Origin of the sequence: Spongiactinospora sp. TRM90649, from assembly GCF_029382225.1 — a bacterium.
Lineage (GTDB): Bacteria > Actinomycetota > Actinomycetes > Streptosporangiales > Streptosporangiaceae > Spongiactinospora.
In genome coordinates this window covers 1-16,623 of the sequence record NZ_JARLTC010000029.1, presented here as the reverse complement: position 1 = coordinate 16,623, position 16,623 = coordinate 1, and the positions used below count along the sequence as shown (strand labels likewise).

At 71.1% G+C, this 16,623-nt stretch carries 15 protein-coding genes and 3 pseudogenes; 12 read left to right on the top strand and 6 right to left on the bottom strand.

The window, feature by feature from the left end; translation table 11 throughout:
• Together P3X83_RS29555 and P3X83_RS29550 are read right to left on the bottom strand one after the other, a co-directional pair.
• Complete coding sequence (locus P3X83_RS29555; protein ID WP_277308542.1) at window positions 1-2,235, bottom strand: alpha/beta fold hydrolase; 2,235 nt, start codon at window positions 2,233-2,235, stop codon at window positions 1-3.
• The gene (locus P3X83_RS29550) at window positions 2,232-3,116 is read right to left on the bottom strand and encodes an ATP-binding cassette domain-containing protein (RefSeq protein ID WP_277308541.1); all 885 of its coding nucleotides are present in this window, start codon (window positions 3,114-3,116) and stop codon (window positions 2,232-2,234) included. The genes P3X83_RS29555 and P3X83_RS29550 overlap by 4 nt, the downstream gene beginning before the upstream one ends.
• A 131-nt stretch (window positions 3,117-3,247) precedes the next feature.
• Here P3X83_RS29550 and P3X83_RS29545 point away from each other — a divergent pair, with 131 nt between their 5' ends.
• From P3X83_RS29545 to P3X83_RS29530, 4 genes and pseudogenes are all read left to right on the top strand, one after another.
• Window positions 3,248-4,351, top strand: coding sequence for a histidine kinase (locus P3X83_RS29545; RefSeq protein WP_277308540.1), 1,104 nt, complete (start codon window positions 3,248-3,250; stop codon window positions 4,349-4,351).
• The gene (locus P3X83_RS29540; RefSeq protein ID WP_277308539.1) at window positions 4,339-4,992 is read left to right on the top strand and encodes a response regulator transcription factor; all 654 of its coding nucleotides are present in this window, start codon (window positions 4,339-4,341) and stop codon (window positions 4,990-4,992) included. The genes P3X83_RS29545 and P3X83_RS29540 overlap by 13 nt, the downstream gene beginning before the upstream one ends.
• A 42-nt stretch (window positions 4,993-5,034) precedes the next feature.
• Entirely contained in the window at window positions 5,035-5,661 is a 627-nt protein-coding gene (locus P3X83_RS29535; protein WP_277308538.1) for a TIGR03086 family metal-binding protein, read from the top strand.
• Between the two features lie 151 nt (window positions 5,662-5,812).
• Window positions 5,813-5,962 (top strand): annotated as a pseudogene (locus P3X83_RS29530) (amidase family protein); the annotation flags it as partial.
• Window positions 5,963-6,008: 46 nt separating this feature from the next.
• On the opposite strand, the gene P3X83_RS29525 reads toward P3X83_RS29530, so the two are convergent.
• Together P3X83_RS29525 and P3X83_RS29520 are read right to left on the bottom strand one after the other, a co-directional pair.
• Entirely contained in the window at window positions 6,009-7,010 is a 1,002-nt protein-coding gene (locus tag P3X83_RS29525) for a lactonase family protein (protein ID WP_277308537.1), read from the bottom strand.
• Window positions 6,992-7,975: an acetylxylan esterase gene (locus P3X83_RS29520; RefSeq protein ID WP_277308536.1), complete on the bottom strand. Its 984-nt coding sequence runs from the start codon at window positions 7,973-7,975 to the stop codon at window positions 6,992-6,994. The genes P3X83_RS29525 and P3X83_RS29520 overlap by 19 nt, the downstream gene beginning before the upstream one ends.
• Before the next feature lie 160 nt (window positions 7,976-8,135).
• On the opposite strand from P3X83_RS29520, the gene P3X83_RS29515 reads away from it, so the two are divergent.
• Both P3X83_RS29515 and P3X83_RS29510 read left to right on the top strand, forming a co-directional pair.
• Window positions 8,136-9,071: a helix-turn-helix domain-containing GNAT family N-acetyltransferase gene (locus tag P3X83_RS29515; RefSeq protein WP_277308535.1), complete on the top strand. Its 936-nt coding sequence runs from the start codon at window positions 8,136-8,138 to the stop codon at window positions 9,069-9,071.
• 61 nt (window positions 9,072-9,132) lie between these two features.
• Window positions 9,133-9,321 (top strand): annotated as a pseudogene (locus P3X83_RS29510) (IS701 family transposase); the annotation flags it as partial.
• Here the strand turns inward: P3X83_RS29510 and P3X83_RS29505 are convergent.
• Both P3X83_RS29505 and P3X83_RS29500 read right to left on the bottom strand, forming a co-directional pair.
• The gene (locus P3X83_RS29505) at window positions 9,253-9,426 is read right to left on the bottom strand and encodes a hypothetical protein (RefSeq protein ID WP_277308671.1); all 174 of its coding nucleotides are present in this window, start codon (window positions 9,424-9,426) and stop codon (window positions 9,253-9,255) included. The pseudogene P3X83_RS29510 and the gene P3X83_RS29505 overlap by 69 nt on opposite strands.
• Window positions 9,406-9,591: pseudogene (locus tag P3X83_RS29500) on the bottom strand (IS701 family transposase); the annotation flags it as partial. The gene P3X83_RS29505 and the pseudogene P3X83_RS29500, both read right to left, overlap by 21 nt.
• A 177-nt stretch (window positions 9,592-9,768) precedes the next feature.
• On the opposite strand from P3X83_RS29500, the gene P3X83_RS29495 reads away from it, so the two are divergent.
• The 6 genes from P3X83_RS29495 (at window position 9,769) to P3X83_RS29470 (ending at window position 16,352) form a co-directional block, all read left to right on the top strand.
• A complete protein-coding gene (locus tag P3X83_RS29495; RefSeq protein ID WP_277308534.1) occupies window positions 9,769-10,308 on the top strand; it encodes a hypothetical protein in 540 nt (179 codons plus the stop codon).
• 967 nt (window positions 10,309-11,275) lie between these two features.
• On the top strand, window positions 11,276-12,196 hold the full coding sequence (locus P3X83_RS29490; protein ID WP_346742759.1) for an SDR family oxidoreductase: 921 nt from the start codon (window positions 11,276-11,278) through the stop codon (window positions 12,194-12,196).
• Between the two features lie 6 nt (window positions 12,197-12,202).
• The gene (locus P3X83_RS29485) at window positions 12,203-13,237 is read left to right on the top strand and encodes an SIS domain-containing protein (RefSeq protein ID WP_277308533.1); all 1,035 of its coding nucleotides are present in this window, start codon (window positions 12,203-12,205) and stop codon (window positions 13,235-13,237) included.
• A 15-nt stretch (window positions 13,238-13,252) separates the two neighbouring features.
• On the top strand, window positions 13,253-13,678 hold the full coding sequence (locus P3X83_RS29480) for a hypothetical protein (RefSeq protein ID WP_277308532.1): 426 nt from the start codon (window positions 13,253-13,255) through the stop codon (window positions 13,676-13,678).
• A 769-nt stretch (window positions 13,679-14,447) separates the two neighbouring features.
• Entirely contained in the window at window positions 14,448-15,209 is a 762-nt protein-coding gene (locus P3X83_RS29475; protein WP_277308531.1) for a hypothetical protein, read from the top strand.
• 945 nt (window positions 15,210-16,154) lie between these two features.
• Window positions 16,155-16,352: a hypothetical protein gene (locus P3X83_RS29470; RefSeq protein ID WP_277308530.1), complete on the top strand. Its 198-nt coding sequence runs from the start codon at window positions 16,155-16,157 to the stop codon at window positions 16,350-16,352.
• Window positions 16,353-16,623: the final 271 nt, after the last annotated feature.

Genomic DNA, 16,623 nt, shown 5'->3' with positions numbered 1-16,623 from the left:
TCAGTCGCCCGCCGGCTCCGCGCAGACGGTGCCGCGCGGCGGCGTCCGCAGCGTGACCAGATAGCGGTTGGCGTGGGCGATGGCGCACGCCTGGCCGGTCAGGTAGAGCCCGTGGCCGGGGCCGTCCAGCCGTACGGTGGACGATCCCGGCACCCGGGCCACGATGGCGGCCGTGTCGTCGTGGTCGGTCCACGAGCCCGCGGCGAGCATCGGCGGCAGCCCGCGCGCCGGGAGCGGCCCGCGCGGGTTGGCGACGGGCGCGGGCCACCCGGCGCACGCCAGCGTGTGCCACAGCCGGTTGCCCGCCAGGTTCGGCGACCGCCTTTCGGCGTCGTCCCGCAGCCGCCGGTACTCCTCGTAGCCGGACAGGCCCTGCCCGTCCGGGCAGTGGGTCATGTTCATGCCGACGAAGGACGGCACGTCGGGACGGCCGATCCGGGCCTTCAGGTAGTCCGCGAAGCCCGACCCATCGCCCCCGGCCGCCATGCCGACGGCCTTGGCCAGCTCCCGCCACAGCGGCCGCTCCGGCGCGGGGCCCGGCGAGACCAGGTGCGGGGAGGCGGCGACGATGATGTCGAAGCCGCTGTAGGTCACCCGCTCCCCCTTCACCGGCAGCGGACGGCGGTCGGCGTCCGCGATCAGCTCGCGCCACAGCGCGGGCACGTCGCGCCCGTGCAGGGCGCACTCCTCGGTGGCGTCGCACCAGGCGGCGAACCGGGCGAACTGCCGTTCCAGCGTCTCCTGCCGCATCCGCTGGTCCGTGGCGCGGTCGACGAGGTGGTTCACCGCCCCGTCCAGGTACATCGCGCGCACGCGGGTGGGGAAGAGCCGGGCGTAGGCTACGGCGGGCACGCCGCCGTAGGAGGTGGCCACGAGGCTCAGCCGCTCGGCCCCCAGCGCGGCGCGGACGGCGTCGATGTCCCTGGCCACCGACAGGGAGTCCAGGTGGTCGAAGTACTCGGGGTCGGCTGCCCGGCAGTCCAGCGCGGCCTTCCTGATCCGCGCCGCCTGGGCGTCGTACTCGGCGGCGCCGTCCGGCAGCTTCAGCACCGGCCCGGAGGTGAAGCAGCGCTCGGGGAAGACGCCCTGGTCGGTGGAGTTGCGCGGGGCGAAGCTGACCACGTCGAAGCGCTCGCGCAGGGCCGCGAACGCGCCCCCCTGCTTCCTCAGGTCGTCGATCCCGGATCCGCCTGGGCCGCCGGGGATGGAGAACACCGTGCCGATCACCCGGTGCGTGCCGGTGGCCGGGAGCATGGCCACGCGCAGGTCCACACGGCGGCCGGACGGACGCGACCAGTCCAGCGGCACCGAGACGGTCGCGCAGCGCAGCTCCCCGCCGCAGGCCCGCCACGCCGGGGACGCGACGGCCACGCCCGCCGGAAGGGCGGGCACCGCCCCGAGCACGGCGACGGCGAGCGCCCCCGCGACCAGCGGGCGCGCCCGGCCGCCGCGCAGCGCGATCGCCGCCGAGCCCAGGGCGAGCGCCGCCACCGGGTAGGCCACGAGCACGGCGAGCGCCGCCACCGGGCTCAGCACGCCCGGCCCGCCGCTCCCGGCGATCTGCCCGGGCAGGCTCTCGATCATGAACGAGCCGATCCGGGCCCGCCACACGCCGGGAAGGGCCTGGGCCGCCACGGGCAGCGCGAACACGATCACGATCAGCGTGACCAGGGTGCCCGCCGTGGACCTGATCAGCGCCCCCAGGCCGAGCCCGACCAGCGCCACCAGCGGCACGGACGCCCCGGCCAGCAGCACCTCGGCGAGCACGCGCGGGCCGTCGGACACCGGTACGGCCAGCGTCTCGCCGCTCAGCAGGACGTGCCCGGCCCGTTCGCCGAACACCGCCAGCGCGGCCAGGTGCATGCCGAACGCCAGCGCCAGCCCGGCGGCCAGCCCGATCCCGGCCACCACGGGGACCTTCGCGAACAGGTAGACCTGCCTGCGGGGCTCGGCCACCAGACCGGCGCCGATCATGCCGGTGGCGTGCTCGGCGGTGACGGTCAGCGCGCCCAGCGCGCCGAACACCAGGTAGGCGACCGGAAGACCGGCGCCCAGGCCCGGGCCGACGCCGTCGAAGCGCAGCAGGTCGTCGCCCGACTGGTTGTCGAACCCCCGAGACACCAGGAACGCCATGCCGGCGCCGACCAGCACGGCGGACACCGAGGCGGCCAGCAGCGCGGCGTTGGAGCGCAGGGTGCGGAACTTCACCCATTCGGCGGCGATCGCGTTCCTCACGACGCCCTCCCGGCGACCGCGCCGGTCAGCTCCATGAACGTCTCCTCCAGTGACCGGCCGCCCGGGGTCAGCTCGCGCAGGGCGATGCCCGCGGCCAGGGCGAGTTCGCCGATCCGCGCGGCGGACAGGCCGCGCACGCGCAGCCCGCCGTCTTCGTCGCGGACCTCGCCGCCATGCCGGCGCAGCTCGCGGGCCAGGGCCTGCCGATCCGCCGCGCGCACCAGGACGCCACCGTGCCGCAGGCCGGCCATCGGGGCGTCGGCGATCAGCCGCCCCCCGGCGATGACCACGACGTGGTCGGCGGTGAGCGCCATCTCGCCCATCAGGTGGCTGGAGACCAGCACGGTGCGGCCGTCGGCGGCCATCGAGCGCATCAGGTCGCGGATCCAGCGGATGCCCTCCGGGTCGAGCCCGTTCACCGGCTCGTCGAAGATCAGCACCTCCGGGTCGCCGAGCAGCGCGCCCGCGATGCCGAGCCGCTGCCGCATGCCCAGGGAGAAGCCGCCGATCCGCCGGTCCGCGGCGCCGTCGAGGCCCACCTCCGTGAGCACCTCGCCCACCCGGCGCCGGTCGATGCCGTTGCTCCTGGCCAGCCAGCTCAGGTGTCCCCTGGCGGTCCTGCCGCCGTGCGCGTTCCCGGCGTCGAGCAGCGCGCCGACCCGCAGCATCGGCCTGCGCAGCCCCGCGTACGGCCGGCCGCAGACCAGCGCCGTGCCCTCGTCCGGGCTCTCCAGCCCGAGGATCACCCGCATCGTGGTCGACTTTCCGGCCCCGTTCGGCCCGAGGAACCCGGTCACCAGGCCGGGCTTCACCGCGAAGGTCAGCTCGTCCACGGCGAGGGCCCCGCCGTACCGTTTGGTCAGTCCGGTCACTTCGATCATGTCTTCAGCGTCGCGGGCCGCGCGGGCCGTCTCCATGGGCCGGGGACGAGGGCCGGTGGTGGGATTTCCCGCACTCGGGGGTGGGGCCACCCCCACCGACCGGGGCCCGGGCGAGGGGGCAGACTGCAGGGGTGAACGCATTCCCGCGTGTCCCCCGGGCGCTCGGACGGCTGGTGATCGACGCCGTCACCGGCCTCGCCGCACCGCCGCTGCTGGCCGCGCTGGGGGTGTGGACGCTGCTCGGCCGGGACGCGGGCGCGGGGCCTGGGCGGGCCGTCCGCGTCCTGGCCGCACGGCGGCGCGCCTGGGCGGGCCGCGTGCTCGGCCGGGAGGTCCCGGCGGGTGACGGTCCCGGGTGGCATGCCGCCGCCTGGCTGGCCGCGCACGCCGTGGCGGGGCCGGGGGCGCTCGCGGTGGTCTGCGTGATCGGCTCGGCCGTCTCGACCCTCTTCGCGCTGCCGACCGCGCGGACCGGCGGCGAGATCACCCTCGCGCTCAGCCTGGCGATCCTGGCCGTCATCGCGGTCGCGGCGGCCACCGCCGTGCTGCTGCGCTCGGCGCAGGCGAGGCTGGCGGAGGTGCTGCTCGGCCCCGGCACGGCGCGGGCGCGCCGGATCAGGGAGCTGACCGAGTCGCGCGCGGCGGCGGCGGGCGCGCAGGCCGCCGAGCTGCGCAGGATCGAGCGCGACCTGCACGACGGCGCGCAGGCCAGGCTGGTCGCGGTGCGGATGACCCTCGGCCTGGCCCGGGGCTCGCACGATCCCGACCAGGTGCGGGCGCTGGTGGACGAGGCGTGGGAGTCGGCCGGGCAGGCGCTCACCGACCTGCGCGACCTGGTGCGCGGCGTCCATCCGCCGGTGCTCGCCGACCGTGGGCTGGAAGGGGCGATCCGGGCCGCCGCGCTGATGTGCCCGATGCCCGTCGAGGTGGACGTCGAGCTGCCGCGCCGTCCGGACGCCCCGCTGGAGTCCGCGCTCTACTTCGCCGCCGCCGAGTCGCTGACCAACGTGACCCGGCACAGCGACGCGGGCAGGGCGTGGGTGCACCTGCGGCGGCGCGACGGCGGGCTGCGGCTGACCGTCGGCGACGACGGCCGGGGCGGCGCCGACCCGTCGGCCGGGAGCGGGCTGCTCGGCATCGGGCGGCGGCTGTCGGCCTTCGACGGCACGCTCGACGTGCGCAGCCCGGCGGGCGGCCCTACGGTGCTGACCATGGAGGTGCCGTGCGCGTCGTGATCGCCGAGGACCTGGCCCTGCTGAGAGACGGCCTGACCCGGCTGCTGAGCGCGCACGGGTTCGAGGTGGCCGAGGCGGTGGACAACGGCCCGTCGCTGCTGGCCGCGATCGACCGGCACCGGCCCGACGTCGCCGTGATCGACGTTCGGCTGCCGCCGTCCTTCACCGACGAGGGCCTGCGCGCCGCGCTCACGGCCCGCGAGCGCCTCCCCGGGCTGCCGGTGCTGATCCTCTCGCAGTACGTCGAGCAGCTCTACGCCCGCGAACTGCTCTCCGACCGCTCCGGCGCGGTCGGCTACCTGCTCAAGGACCGGATCGGCGACGTGGAGCAGTTCGTGGACGCGGTGCGCAGGGTGGCCGGGGGCGGCACCGCGATGGACGCCGAGGTGATCTCCCAGCTCCTCACCCGCAGGGGCCGCGACGAACCGCTCGGGGGGCTGACGCCGCGCGAGCGCGAGGTGCTCGGGATGATGGCCGAGGGCATGTCCAACATCGCCATCGCGGCGCGCCTTGCGGTCACCGAGAAGGCGATCGGCAAGCACACCAACAACATCTTCGCCAAGCTCGGGCTGCCGCCGTCCGACGACCACAACCGGCGCGTCATGGCCGTGCTGGCCTACCTGGAGGCGGATCCCCGCTGACCCGCCCCCGCGCCGGCGCATAGGTGGCAGACTCTCAGCTCTATGGAAGAAACGAGCATTCAGCGAGGAGACACCCCTAGCGGGTGGCCCATCCTCGACGAGGCATATCTCGCGCTCCGCACCGCCGTGCGCGGCGTCGCCGACGGCGACTGGGAGCTGCCGACGCCGTGCGAGGCGTGGAACGTCACCCAGGTGGTTCAGCACGCCTCTGGTGACCAGGTGGGCTACGCCGGTTTCATCACCGGCGGCCGGATGCCCACGGAAGACCCGTTCGCGCCCTCCGGCAAGGTGGCGGGCTCCCCCGTCGACCTGGCCGAGGAGGCGATGACCTACGGCACGAGCGCCTGGGTCACCGTGGAGGCCGACGCCGAGGCGGTGCCGGTGCCCATCCCGGTCCCCGGCGGCACCCTGCCCGCCCGGGCCGCCGTGGCCGTCTGCGCCCTCGACGCCGCCGTGCACGCGTGGGACATCGCCGCCGCCACCGGGCAGCCGTCCACGCTCCGGCCGGAGACGGCCCGCGCCCTGCTGGCCGCGACCAGGGACGTGATCGAGCCGTTCCGTGGCTTCGCCTTCGCCACGCCGGTGCCGCCGGGCGAGGGCGACGACGACGCGGCGGTCCTGCTCCGCCACCTCGGACGCGACCCCGGATGGCGCCCACCGGCGCGCTGACTCCCCCGGCCTACGCGGCGCTGTCCGCGTTGCGGGTCAGGGATCTGGTGCTCGGCCGCCGGGTGAACGCGCGTGAGGTCACCGAGGCGGCGCTGGCCCGGCTGGAGCTGATCGACCCGCGCCTGCGCGCGTTCGCCGGAACCCCGGGCTGGTCGCGGGCGGCTCCTCGGCGGGATCGGCCGCCGCCGTGGCCAGGGGCATCGTGCCGCTGGCGACGGGCAGCGACGGGGCGGGGTCGATCCGAGTCCCCGCCGCGTGGTGCGGCGTGGTGGGGCTGAAGACCACCAACGGGCTGCTGCCGGTCCGGGACCGGGCGGGGCTGGCGGCGCGTTCCGACCGCCGGGCGGCTAGAGGGCCGGTACCGGCAGGACGCAGGAGGGGGTCTCCACGGCGAACCGCTCGGCCACGGCCTGGGGAACGCCGGACTTCACGGTCAGCGCGGTGATCTCGGCGGAGTGCTGGTCGGCCACGTACATGCGGTCGCCGACCACGGCGAAGTGACGCGGCCACGCGCCGCCGCAGGGGACCTCCGCCACGTGCGACAGGTCGCGGGAGTCGAGGACCGTGACGGTGTCGGGCCCCCGGTTGGCGACGTACACGAACCGGCCGTCGGCGGAGACCTCCAGGTGGGAGGGGGCGTTCGGCTCCGGCGAGCGGGAGGCGGGCACCGTGGCCAGCTCGTTCCACGCCGCGTCGTACATGGTCACGGCCCCGTTCAGCTCGCCCGCCAGGTACCAGCGCCCGGCGGAGTGGAACAGGTGCCTGGGGCCGGTGCCCGGGGTCACGCGGATCGGGCCGTCCGGGTGCGGGCGGACGCCGTCGCCGACCAGGTAGCGGCGGATCTCGTCGGTGCCCAGGTCGGTGACGTAGAGGCCGCCGTCGGGCCCGAACACGGCCTGGTGGGCGTGCGGCCCGGCCTGGCGGTCGGGGTCGGGCCCGGAGCCGGTGTGCGGGAAGACCTTGGGCGGGCCCGCCATGCGGCCGAACTCGTCCAGGCGCCGCACGCCGAGCACGCCGTCGCCGTAGTTGGCGATGGCCAGCCACGAGCCGTACGGATCGACGGCGACGTGGCAGGGCGAGTTCCCGCCGCTGGAGTGCTCGCCCAGGCGGGTGAGCCTGCCGTCCGGGTGGCGGGTGAAGGCGCTCACGGTGCCCTCGGCGGTCTCGCCGACCGCGTACAGGACGGGCAGCGCCGGATGGGCGGCCAGGAAGGACGGGCCGGACGCGGCGGTCACGGCCAGTTCGCCGAGCCGTCCGTCCGACTCCCTGCGCACGGTGGTGACGCCGGGTCCGGATCCGCCGCTGTCCGGGGTGTAGCCGCCGATGTAGATCAGTCGTGTGGTCCCCACAGTTGGCGAAGGTACCGGAGTTGGATCTCGACCTGCGCCCCGGCCCCGCCCTCATGGCCGTTCCATGGCCACACGGAGATGTCCTTGGGCCCCGACCAGTGGTTATAGGCGGCGAACACGGTGGAGGGAGGGCACACCTCGTCCATCAGGGCCACCGAGTACCGGGCCGGGATCACGCCGCGCGCCGCGAAGTTGATCCCGTCGAAGTAGGACAGGGTGCGGAACACCCGCTCCTGGGCGTCGTGCTGGGTGGACAGGAACCGCACGAGCTCCGCGTACGGCTCCCGGCCGGTGATCTCCACCGCCCGCCGGAAGTGGGTCAGGAAGGGCACGTCGATCAGCGCGGCCGAGACGTTGGGCCGCAGCGCCGCGACGGCCTGGGCGATGCCGCCGCCCTGACTGCCCCCGCAGACCGCGATCCGCGCGGGGTCCACGCGCGGGTGGGCGGCCATCACGTCCACGGCCCTGGCGGCGTCGGCGAACACCCGGCGGTAGTAGTAGTTCTCCGGGTCGAGCACGCCCCTGGTCAGCATGCCCCACGCGGCGGCGAAGTCGCCTCCGTCGGGGTCGGCGGTGGCGCCCGGCCTGTTCGGGTTGGAGCCGCCCTGCCCCCGGGTGTCCATGATCAGCGCGGCGAACCCGGCGGCGGGCCAGGCCAGGTGGTCGTGCGGGTAGCCCCGCCCGCCGCTGTAGCCGATGTAGTTGACCACGCACGGCACGGGCCCGTTCACGTGACGGGGCAGCAGCAGCCAGGCGTTGATCCGGTGTCCGTGCCATCCGGCGAACGCGGTGTCGAACACCTCCACGGACGACAGGCCGGCGTCGTACGGCTTGAACTCGGCCGCCAGGTCGAACGCCTCGGCCTCGATGAGGGTGCGCTTCCAGAAGTCGTCGAAGTCGGCGGGCTCGTCACGGTCGGGAAGGTAGCTCCGCAGTTCTTCGAGGGGCAGGTCGAACAGAGGCAAGGGATCTCCCAACTCTTGTCCAGTGAACCGATCGGTGGTGGTCCTTGAGCATCGTGCCACGTTCTTCGCGAATGCCACGCAGGGGCATTGCGCGGTGGCCGGGGCGGCGCGTATCGTTTGACTCCGTCAATGAATTGATTGATCGGGTCAAAGGAGAGCGATGGCGAGCGATGAGCACGTGACCGCCGTGCGCGCCTTCAACCGCTTCTATACCGGGGTGGTCGGTGCCCTCGCGGCCGAGACCATGTACACCCCCTACTCCCTGACCGAGGCCAGGGTGCTCTGGGAGCTGGCGCACGCGACGAGCGAGGGACGGCAGAGCGAGGCCGTCGAGCTGCGCAGGCTGCTCGGGCTCGACGCGGGCTACCTGAGCCGCATCATGTCCAGGTTCGAGTCCGAAGGGCTCGCCACCAGGGAGCGGTCCGCGGCCGACGGGCGGCGCCAGGTCGTAACGCTGACCGACGCCGGGCGCTCAGTGTTCGCCGAACTCGACAAACGCTCCGACGAGCAGGTGCGGGGCATGCTCGCCGGGCTCACCGACGAAGACGCGGGCCGCCTGGTGTCGGCCATGACCGTGGTCCGGCGGAGCCTGACCGAGGGCGACCGCGCGGGCGCCGCCCTCGTCATCCGCCCGCCGCGCACCGGCGACCTGGGCTGGGTGGTGTTCCGGCACGGCGCGCTCTACGCCGCCGAGTACGGCTGGGGCCCGCGGTTCGAGGCGCTCGTCGCCCGCATCGTGGCCGACTACGCGGACGGCCACCAGCCCGCCCGCGAGGCCGCCTGGATCGCCGAGATCGACGGCGAGCGGGCCGGGTGCGTCTTCTGCGTGCGCAAGGACGACGAGACGGCCCAGCTCCGGCTGCTGCTCGTCGAGCCCTCCGCCCGGGGCCACGGCGTCGGCGGGCGGCTCGTGGCGGAATGCCTGAACTTCGCCCGCGAGGCCGGATACAAGCGGATCACCCTGTGGACCCGCCACGTGCTCACCGACGCGCGGCGAATCTATGAGCGGGCCGGATTCACCCTCGACGGAGAGGAGCCCGACGAGGAGGAGGGCCGGCCCCTGGTGAACCAGGTCTGGTCCATGGATCTGGCCTAGAACTGCAACGGCACCTGTATAGCTCGTATCGTTTGGCGATCATGTGTGTCTCATGGCGGTAGTGGACGTTCGCGTGTGGTCGGCAGGGCTGGCAGAGCTGCACCAGCGGATCGCGGGACGGTTCGCCCGCTCAGAACCGCGTGAGCGGGTGTCGGCCTACATCCGGGGGCTGCCGGCAGGGCTAGAACGCAAGAACGGCTGGACGTTGGCCGAGTTCGCCGGCCAGATCAGCCCGGACGGCATGCAACGGGGCCGGGCAGGAGCCGACACCCCACCAGACGATCATGATCTCATCCCCTTGACCGTCAACGAAATCCGGCGTCTGCTGGTCCGGCTTCACCTGATAGTGGTCCATCCCGGCTTCGTTCTTGGCCGCCTGGAAGCACTCTTCGATGGCCCGGCGCGATCCGGCCACCCGCAGCAGCCGATCCAGAGTGGTACGGGCAGGCCCGTAGCACACGTAGTAGGCGATGTCGTCGTTGGTAAGGGAGCGGCGGGCCAGCACCCAGTGGCCGCGACCGGTAATGGGAACGGCGGGTCTGGGCCTGTCGGTGGCGCCGCCAGTCGGCTTCTCCTGCAACCCCGGCATTCACTCGACCACGTTCTCGCCTGGTCACGATCGTGCGCGTCGAGCCGGTCGATCGCCCGCTGGAATACCTGGGCTGCGATCTGGTGACGGCCTTCGGTGCGGAGCATCATGCCCAGGGCCCGCGCGGAGAACGCCATCGCGACCGGGTCGCCGGATCGTTCGGCGTACAACACTCCCCGGTCGGCGGTGACCCGCGCCGCCGATCTGGCGCCGACCTTGTTCAAGGTCTCGGTGGCCAGGTCGTGGCAGGCGGCCAGGACCGCCCATCCACGCGGATCGCTCGACCGGCCGGCCGTGTCTCGCGCCGCGGTGAGCAGGGCGGGCAGATCGGCCACCAAGGAAGGAAGGGCGCTGGCGTCGAAGGCCCGGCGGGCCGCCGCGAGCCGGGCGGTGATCGGCGCGGGACTGGCGGCAGGGCCGGGATCGGGGGGCAGCACGAGCAAGTCGTCGACTCGTTCGAGAAGCTGGGCCGGGATGCTCAACCCGGCGGCCAGCAGCGTGCGTCGCCGCATTGGATCGATCCCTTGGCCGTCGCCGTATCCGGCCGGTTCGCTCACTGTAACCGTCGGTCGCCGGTCGGCGCCGGTCCCACGCTCCGGCGACGTCGATCCGCTCGATGAGAGCCCCAGCCGCTGCGGCGGCACCTGATACAGGCGGCACAGCAGCGCCGCGTACCCCGCGCTCACCGCGACCTGGCCGTGCTCCCACCGGCACAGCATGGCCGTGGTCACCGGCGGAACGGGTGATCCCTCGTCCTGGTAGAGCGCGGCGAGTTCCGCCAGCACCGCCGGACGCGACCAGCCGTGGGCCAGCCGCCGCACCTCCAGCGGCGACAACTCCGGCACACCGCCGGCGATGGCCTGCACGTCCAGCCCGCGAAGCTCGCCGTCCAACCTGATATCCCGGGCGCGGCGTTGCAGCTCGGCCCGTCGTGCTCGATCCACAGCGACCTCCGAAGCGCGACCTCCGAAGCGGCTCATCCGGCTCGACGGTACGTCAGATGCACGCGATTGACACCTGCCGCCGGCGGCTGACATTGCCGCGGCGGCAATGACCACGCCCGCGGCATTGTTCGCGACCGTGCTGTGGACGTTTCCTGATGGGCAACCGCCGGCCTCGCCGTCGCATCAGAGCCGGCGCCCCTTCGACAAAAGGGTGTGAGCGCGATGTGCACCAAACGACTCGCCGGCATAAAGGTGCCGGTCACCGGGCCCAGCCGTCGCAGCGGTCGTGGCCCGCTGACGGCTCGGCTGTGCCGGATCGGCGTTCGGCCGGCGTCGGGCGCACGATCGAAACGATCAGCGGCCGGTCCGGCAGCCTCATCCGAAAGCGCCTTCGGCGTGCGCTGTCATGAGCACTGCCCGGGGCCGTGTGCCCCGGTCGCCCGCCCGGTGAGCGGCAGCCCTGGCCGTTCGTTCACCGTCACCGGGAGGCGCCGGATCCCGCGCAGCGCTGCCGGAGCAGCGCTGTCGCGGTGCGGGACGCCCCGGCCCGGCCCGCCACCGGTCGCCTGCCACCACCGCATCGCACGGCCAGCGCGGTGTCACGGACATGAGCGGTCATCGACCAGGCGAACGGCCGTTGCAGCCTGGGCCAAGCGGGAGGAGAGGCAGCCGTGCGGGCAGTGATCTTCGGGGCGTCCGGGCTCCTTGGGCGTCCGATGATGCGGGCCTTCGCCGATCAGCAGGTGAGCGGCACCGGCCTTCGCCGCAAGTCCCAGCGGCTGATCACGCTGGATGCGACATCGCCCGGCGATGTCCGGGACGTGCTGGACCGCCTCCGTCCCGACATCGTGGTCAACTGTGTCGGTGAGCGACGCCCTGAGGTGTGGGCGGGCGCGCCGGCACGGGCCCGGCGGTTGAATGTCGCCGCGGCCCGGCTGATCGCGCAAGGCGCTCACGACCACGGGGCGCGGCTGCTTCACATCTCCAGCGACTACGTCTTCGACGGGAGGAACCCCGCCTACCGGACCGACGCCCCGCGTAACCCGGTGAACGCCTACGGCCGGTGGAAACGTCTGGCCGAAGACGCCGTGCGAAGCCTCTGCCCGGAGGCCACGATCCTGCGGCTGCCTGTGCTGTACGGGCGCGCGGAGTACGCGACCGAGACCAACCTGACGCAGATCGCCTCTCAGCTGAGCGCCGGGTGCGACATGGAACTGGACGATGATTGCGTCCGCTACCCCACGCACGCGAACGAGGCGGCCGAGGTGTGCCGGTGGATCGCGGGCGCACAGCTACAGGGACGGTATCTGGGCTCTGTGTGCCATTGGAGTGCGGAGCAGGGCTTCACCAAGTACGAAATGGTGGTGATGATCGCCCGCCGCTTCGGCTTGCCCGCCGTTCACGTGCGTGCCGGGCAGGCGGACACGGCGGGCGGCGACCGGCCGGTCGACTGCCGCCTTGACTGCGGGGATCTGCGCGCCGCTCTCGGGTGGCCCGCGCACCGCTACCGCAGGTTCGACGAGGAGTTCACGCAGGTCGTCGAGCCCTGGTTGCTGTCCTTTCGACCGGTTTCCGCTGAGGGAGGTAGGTGATCTGCCGTGACGTCGTCGCTCGTGACCCAAGCCTTCGCGCACGCGTACCTGAGGCAGGTGGACGCCGCTTTGCGGCGGATGCTGGAAAGCGGCGGCGAGGCTGCCGCGCAACTGATGAGGACGGCGGTCGCCGGGGGCGGCCTGATACGCGGGTTCGGCAACGGCGGCAGCTCGGCCATCGTCCGGTCGGCTCTCCTGCAGCTGCGCGCCGGCCATGCCGGACTCCCGGTGAACGACTCGATGATCAGCCCGGCGGCCATGGCGTACTGGGCTCAACAGGACTCCTACCGGATGGTCTTTCGCCGGTCACTCGCCGGCGACATCCAGGACGTGGGCCTGGTCATCCTCGCCAGTGTGAGCGGCCGATCGGCGAACATCATCGAAGCGGCCGCTCTGTGCCGGACCCGGCAGGTGCCCGTGCTGGCCCTGGTAGGCGGCCGCGGGGATCAGCTGGGGCCGGTGGACGGCATGCTCTGGGCCACCGGCACCACCGACCAGCAGCTCAGTGAGGCTGTGTCCCGACGGCGGCCCTCTCGCCTTGGCCGGGGAACACTTCGCGCACAACCTCCACTGGGACGCGCCCTTCGGAGTGAAGGGAGTGCGACCCCCATCGTCATCTGCGACCCGTCACTCGCCGACATGAGCGCGATCTACAACGACCACCCCGACCCGGCGCACGGCGTCCGCTACCAATTGCACTCCGCCGCATCCGGGGACGTGGTGTTCCTCCTGGCCTACGACTCCCACCGCAGAACGAACCGGCAGGCCCTGGATGCCGCACGGCAGGCGGGCGCGCAGGTCTTCCTCCTGCACCGGGACGGTCCCACACTGCCCGCCGCGGGCTGGCGCAGCCAGAGGTTACCGGCAGTGGACGACTTCGGCCTGCCCTGCCTGGTGCAGTCGATCGCCCACATGATCTGCCGGACCACCCGCGCGGCGCTGGCAGCCGATTCCGCTACGGCCGGACCGTCGCCGCACGACCTCATGACCCGAGACCTCGCGCCGCTGCGCGAGCTGTCCGACTCCCACGGCCCCCGGTGAATGAAAGGTCCCTACGTGTCCGTACGCGAGATCCACACGCAGATCATCCGCCCCGCCCGAAGCGAGATCGCCGCCCTGTCCCGCCTGCCGGTCGCCTCGATCGTGGACGCCCTCGGCAAGACCGGCGCCCTGTCGCACTGCCTGAAGCTTCAGACCCCCGGCCTGGTCCTGTGCGGCAGCGCCGTCACGGCCCCGGGCCCGGACGTGACCGTGCGCCGCGCGGCGATCGATCTGGCCCGGCCCGGCGACATCATCGTGGTCGCGGCCGGCGGCGGCAAAGAACGATCCTGCTTGGGCAGCGCGACCGCCGCGTACATGCAGAGCCGGGGCATCACCGGCGTCCTGGTCGACGGCATGGTCCGCGATGTGGCCGACCTGCGCCGCCTGCTCTTCCCCACCGTCGCCCGCGGCACTCTGCGTAGTACGACCCGCCGTCCTTGACGGTCACTTCGCACTCCCACACGAACACGGCGCCGTTCAGTAGGTCCGCCAGAAGCGGCGCGGCCTGCGGGTCCATCAGTGACATCCACGCGGCGTCGCCGTAGCCCTGGTAGGCGACACCGACCGAGCCGCCAGGAGCGCTGGCTAAATCCTTCGAGATCAGTCGCGGCGCGCCGGGTCCTGGCGGAGCAGAACTACGTAGCCCACATACCGTCGCTGTCATCGGTGCAGTCAGTAGTGGCTGAGTTCGCTGTGCCTTCCTGGTATGGACTGGCCCGCGCCGACCGCGTTGAACGTCCATGAGCCTTGCGGACCGACATGATGCTCCTGCGGAGGACCGCACATAGGGATCTGATGGCATATGTCAAAGTTTGACAACCTCGACTTGCCAAAGCGTTAAGTAAAATCCCTTGAAATCGTGAATCAAGTGGGAAACGGCGGACAAGCTGCAGCGTCTTTTGTCGCGACCAGGGCGAGTCATTGACTAAAGCTCCTCGTCAAACACAGCTTAGGCCGCCGAAGTAGCAGCACGTGATTGTCATATCACCGAGAGAGCCTTGAAAAAAAGTCTTCGAACCGGCTTAAATTCTTGATGAGAAGATCACTGTCAAGACCCACAGGAGGTATTCGCATGGCAAAAACGCCCCGAACGGGATTCCTAACTCTCTGCATCGCCTCGTTTGCTTTCGCCACGCTCCAATCTGGGCCAGCGAATGCAGCGCCAGCGAGCAGCATGGGGGCTTCCTCCGAAAGCAGCTCAGATCCACGCGTGGCAGCCGTTCAAGAATACCGCATCAAACACCCGAACGATTATGTCGGCCAAGAGCGCGTGGCGAAGAGGTACGGCGGCACATTAAAGTTCCATGCGCCTAAGTTGGGCCTGCAAAATGTAGAGGCCAATGACTTCCAGAAGCTTTACAGCCGCAGTAGATCTACTTCTGCCCCTGACTTCAAGAGCGGAATCCCAACAGATGCGTTCGCGCTGTCCGGATATACAGAGGTCTACCCTGCAGGAGGCGGCTACCCATTCAGCTTCACGGTGGGAGGGAACTGGGAGTACAACGGAACTTACCTTGGAACTGGCTATCCCGAGAACGTTGCGGGGCTGGCGACAGAAAACGTGGACCCAGCCTGCTGGGTTGTGGAACGGGACTGGTTCTATGCGCGCGACTGGGCGCTGTGGCCATTACCCAGCAGCGAATACAACCGCTATTCTGCTGGCAGTCAGTCCCTTGTTTACCAAGTCCGAGATGCCTCCACCCTTGACCACGGACAGAATGCGCATTGGGGAACCACGAGTATCACCTACAAGCCCGCGGGCGGCCACGCCGAGCCAGGTGCTGGATGCAAGCAGAAGACAGTGTCCGCCAACTTCTACTACAATCACAATCAGGCGGGCGGGGGGATTCTGAGCATCGAATTGAACTTGATACTCATGCAAGTGCAATTCGGTGATACGACAGACGACATGGTACTCCAGAAGAGTACCGGCGTATTCAGCGTCACACCGGGTGATGGGATAGTAGGCTAACATGGCTCTATGACTCCCGTAGGCTCTAAGCGGGCAACGACCCGTCAGGTAGGCAATTTTTCCCTAACCGTATGCGCTTGCCTCTTCGCTCTCACTATCGCCCAACCAACAGCATGGTCCCTCACAGGATGTGTGATTCTGACCATTCTGGGAGTTGGAATGCGCCTTGAGGCTGCAATAATGAGCGCAGTAGATCGTTTACCTATAAATCCCGAAGACGCCAACAGAAGTTGATCCATCAAGGCCTCGGTCGGGGACTCCGGCCGAGGCATTGAATTGCACCCGAACGACATTTCGGCGAAATCTAGCTCATCCTGAGCGGTCTTTGCATTTTTACTCTGCGGGCACCTACCTCCATCTCTCGAAGTGACAATGGCGGCCGCTGGCGACTATTCAAGCCACCCGGCTCGCACTCACTCGTCCTGAAACCTTCGTACCGGTTCATCGGCCTCATATAGATCTACGGCCTGCACGCAAGTGGCGATCGCGCTCCACGCAAACCTTCACGCACGCCAAGCCAACTGCTACAGAGGTTGAAAGACTGAGGTACCACCTCGCGGTTGCATGCTCACGGCGAGGTTCGGGAGTATGCCGGTGGTATGCGTTATCCGGATGGTGGTGGTCTGCCCCCGGCGGCCCGAGCCAAGCGTGAACAGGTCCGCTTGGAGGCTGCCGGGCTGTTCGCCGCGGGCATGTCTCCGCCTGCGGTGGCCGAGAAGCTGCGGGTCTCACGCAAGTCGGCCTATGTACGGCACCATGCCTGGCGCACGGCAGGAGCCGGGGCACCGGCGTCGAAAGGACCGGGCGGGCAGCACTGCCGGCTGAACACCGCGCAGGTGGAGCGCTTGGAGGCCGCCTTGGACGCCGGTCCGGCCGTGTGGGGGTGGACCGAGGATCAGCGGTGGACCCTGGCGCGGGTCACCGTCCTGGTCGGCAGGTTGTTCCATGTCTCCTACACCCCGCGCGGGATCTACTATCTGCCGCATCGGCTGGGCTGGAGCCCGCGGGTCCCCCGGCGCCGCCGCCGAGCGCGACGAAGAGGCGATCGCCACCTGGGTGAAGGAGACCTGGCCGCTGGTGGAACAACGGCGCGGGATCAGGACGCGTGGATCTGCTTCGCCGACGAAGCAGGGCAATCGCTGAGGCCGCCCAAGGCCCGCACCTGGTCCCGCCGCGGACGCACCCCCATCGTCACCGTCCCGGGCAAGGGCTCCGGGCGCGTTGACCTGGCCGGGCTGATCTGCCTCAAGCCGGGGCGGCGGACCCGGCTGATCTACCGCATGATGATCTACCGGCGCCGTTCACGCCGCTCCCGAATCGGGTTCGCTCGACGCCGTCGGTCAAGCAGCGGTTCGCGGCCAAGAGCAGCGTGCGCTTCACCGTCAAGCGACGGGGCGGGCCCCCGGCGACGTGG

Excerpts from the sequence above, each read along its gene's own strand:
- P3X83_RS29470 (WP_277308530.1), top strand. The coding sequence starts at position 16,155 with ATGTCTCCTACACCCCGCGCGGGATCTACTATCTGCCGCATCGGCTGG.
- P3X83_RS29535 (WP_277308538.1), top strand. The coding sequence starts at position 5,035 with ATGGAAGAAACGAGCATTCAGCGAGGAGACACCCCTAGCGGGTGGCCC.
- P3X83_RS29505 (WP_277308671.1), bottom strand. The coding sequence starts at position 9,426 with ATGGACCACTATCAGGTGAAGCCGGACCAGCAGACGCCGGATTTCGTT.
- P3X83_RS29515 (WP_277308535.1), top strand. The coding sequence starts at position 8,136 with ATGGCGAGCGATGAGCACGTGACCGCCGTGCGCGCCTTCAACCGCTTC.
- P3X83_RS29550 (WP_277308541.1), bottom strand. The coding sequence starts at position 3,116 with ATGATCGAAGTGACCGGACTGACCAAACGGTACGGCGGGGCCCTCGCC.
- P3X83_RS29495 (WP_277308534.1), top strand. The coding sequence starts at position 9,769 with ATGCCCAGGGCCCGCGCGGAGAACGCCATCGCGACCGGGTCGCCGGAT.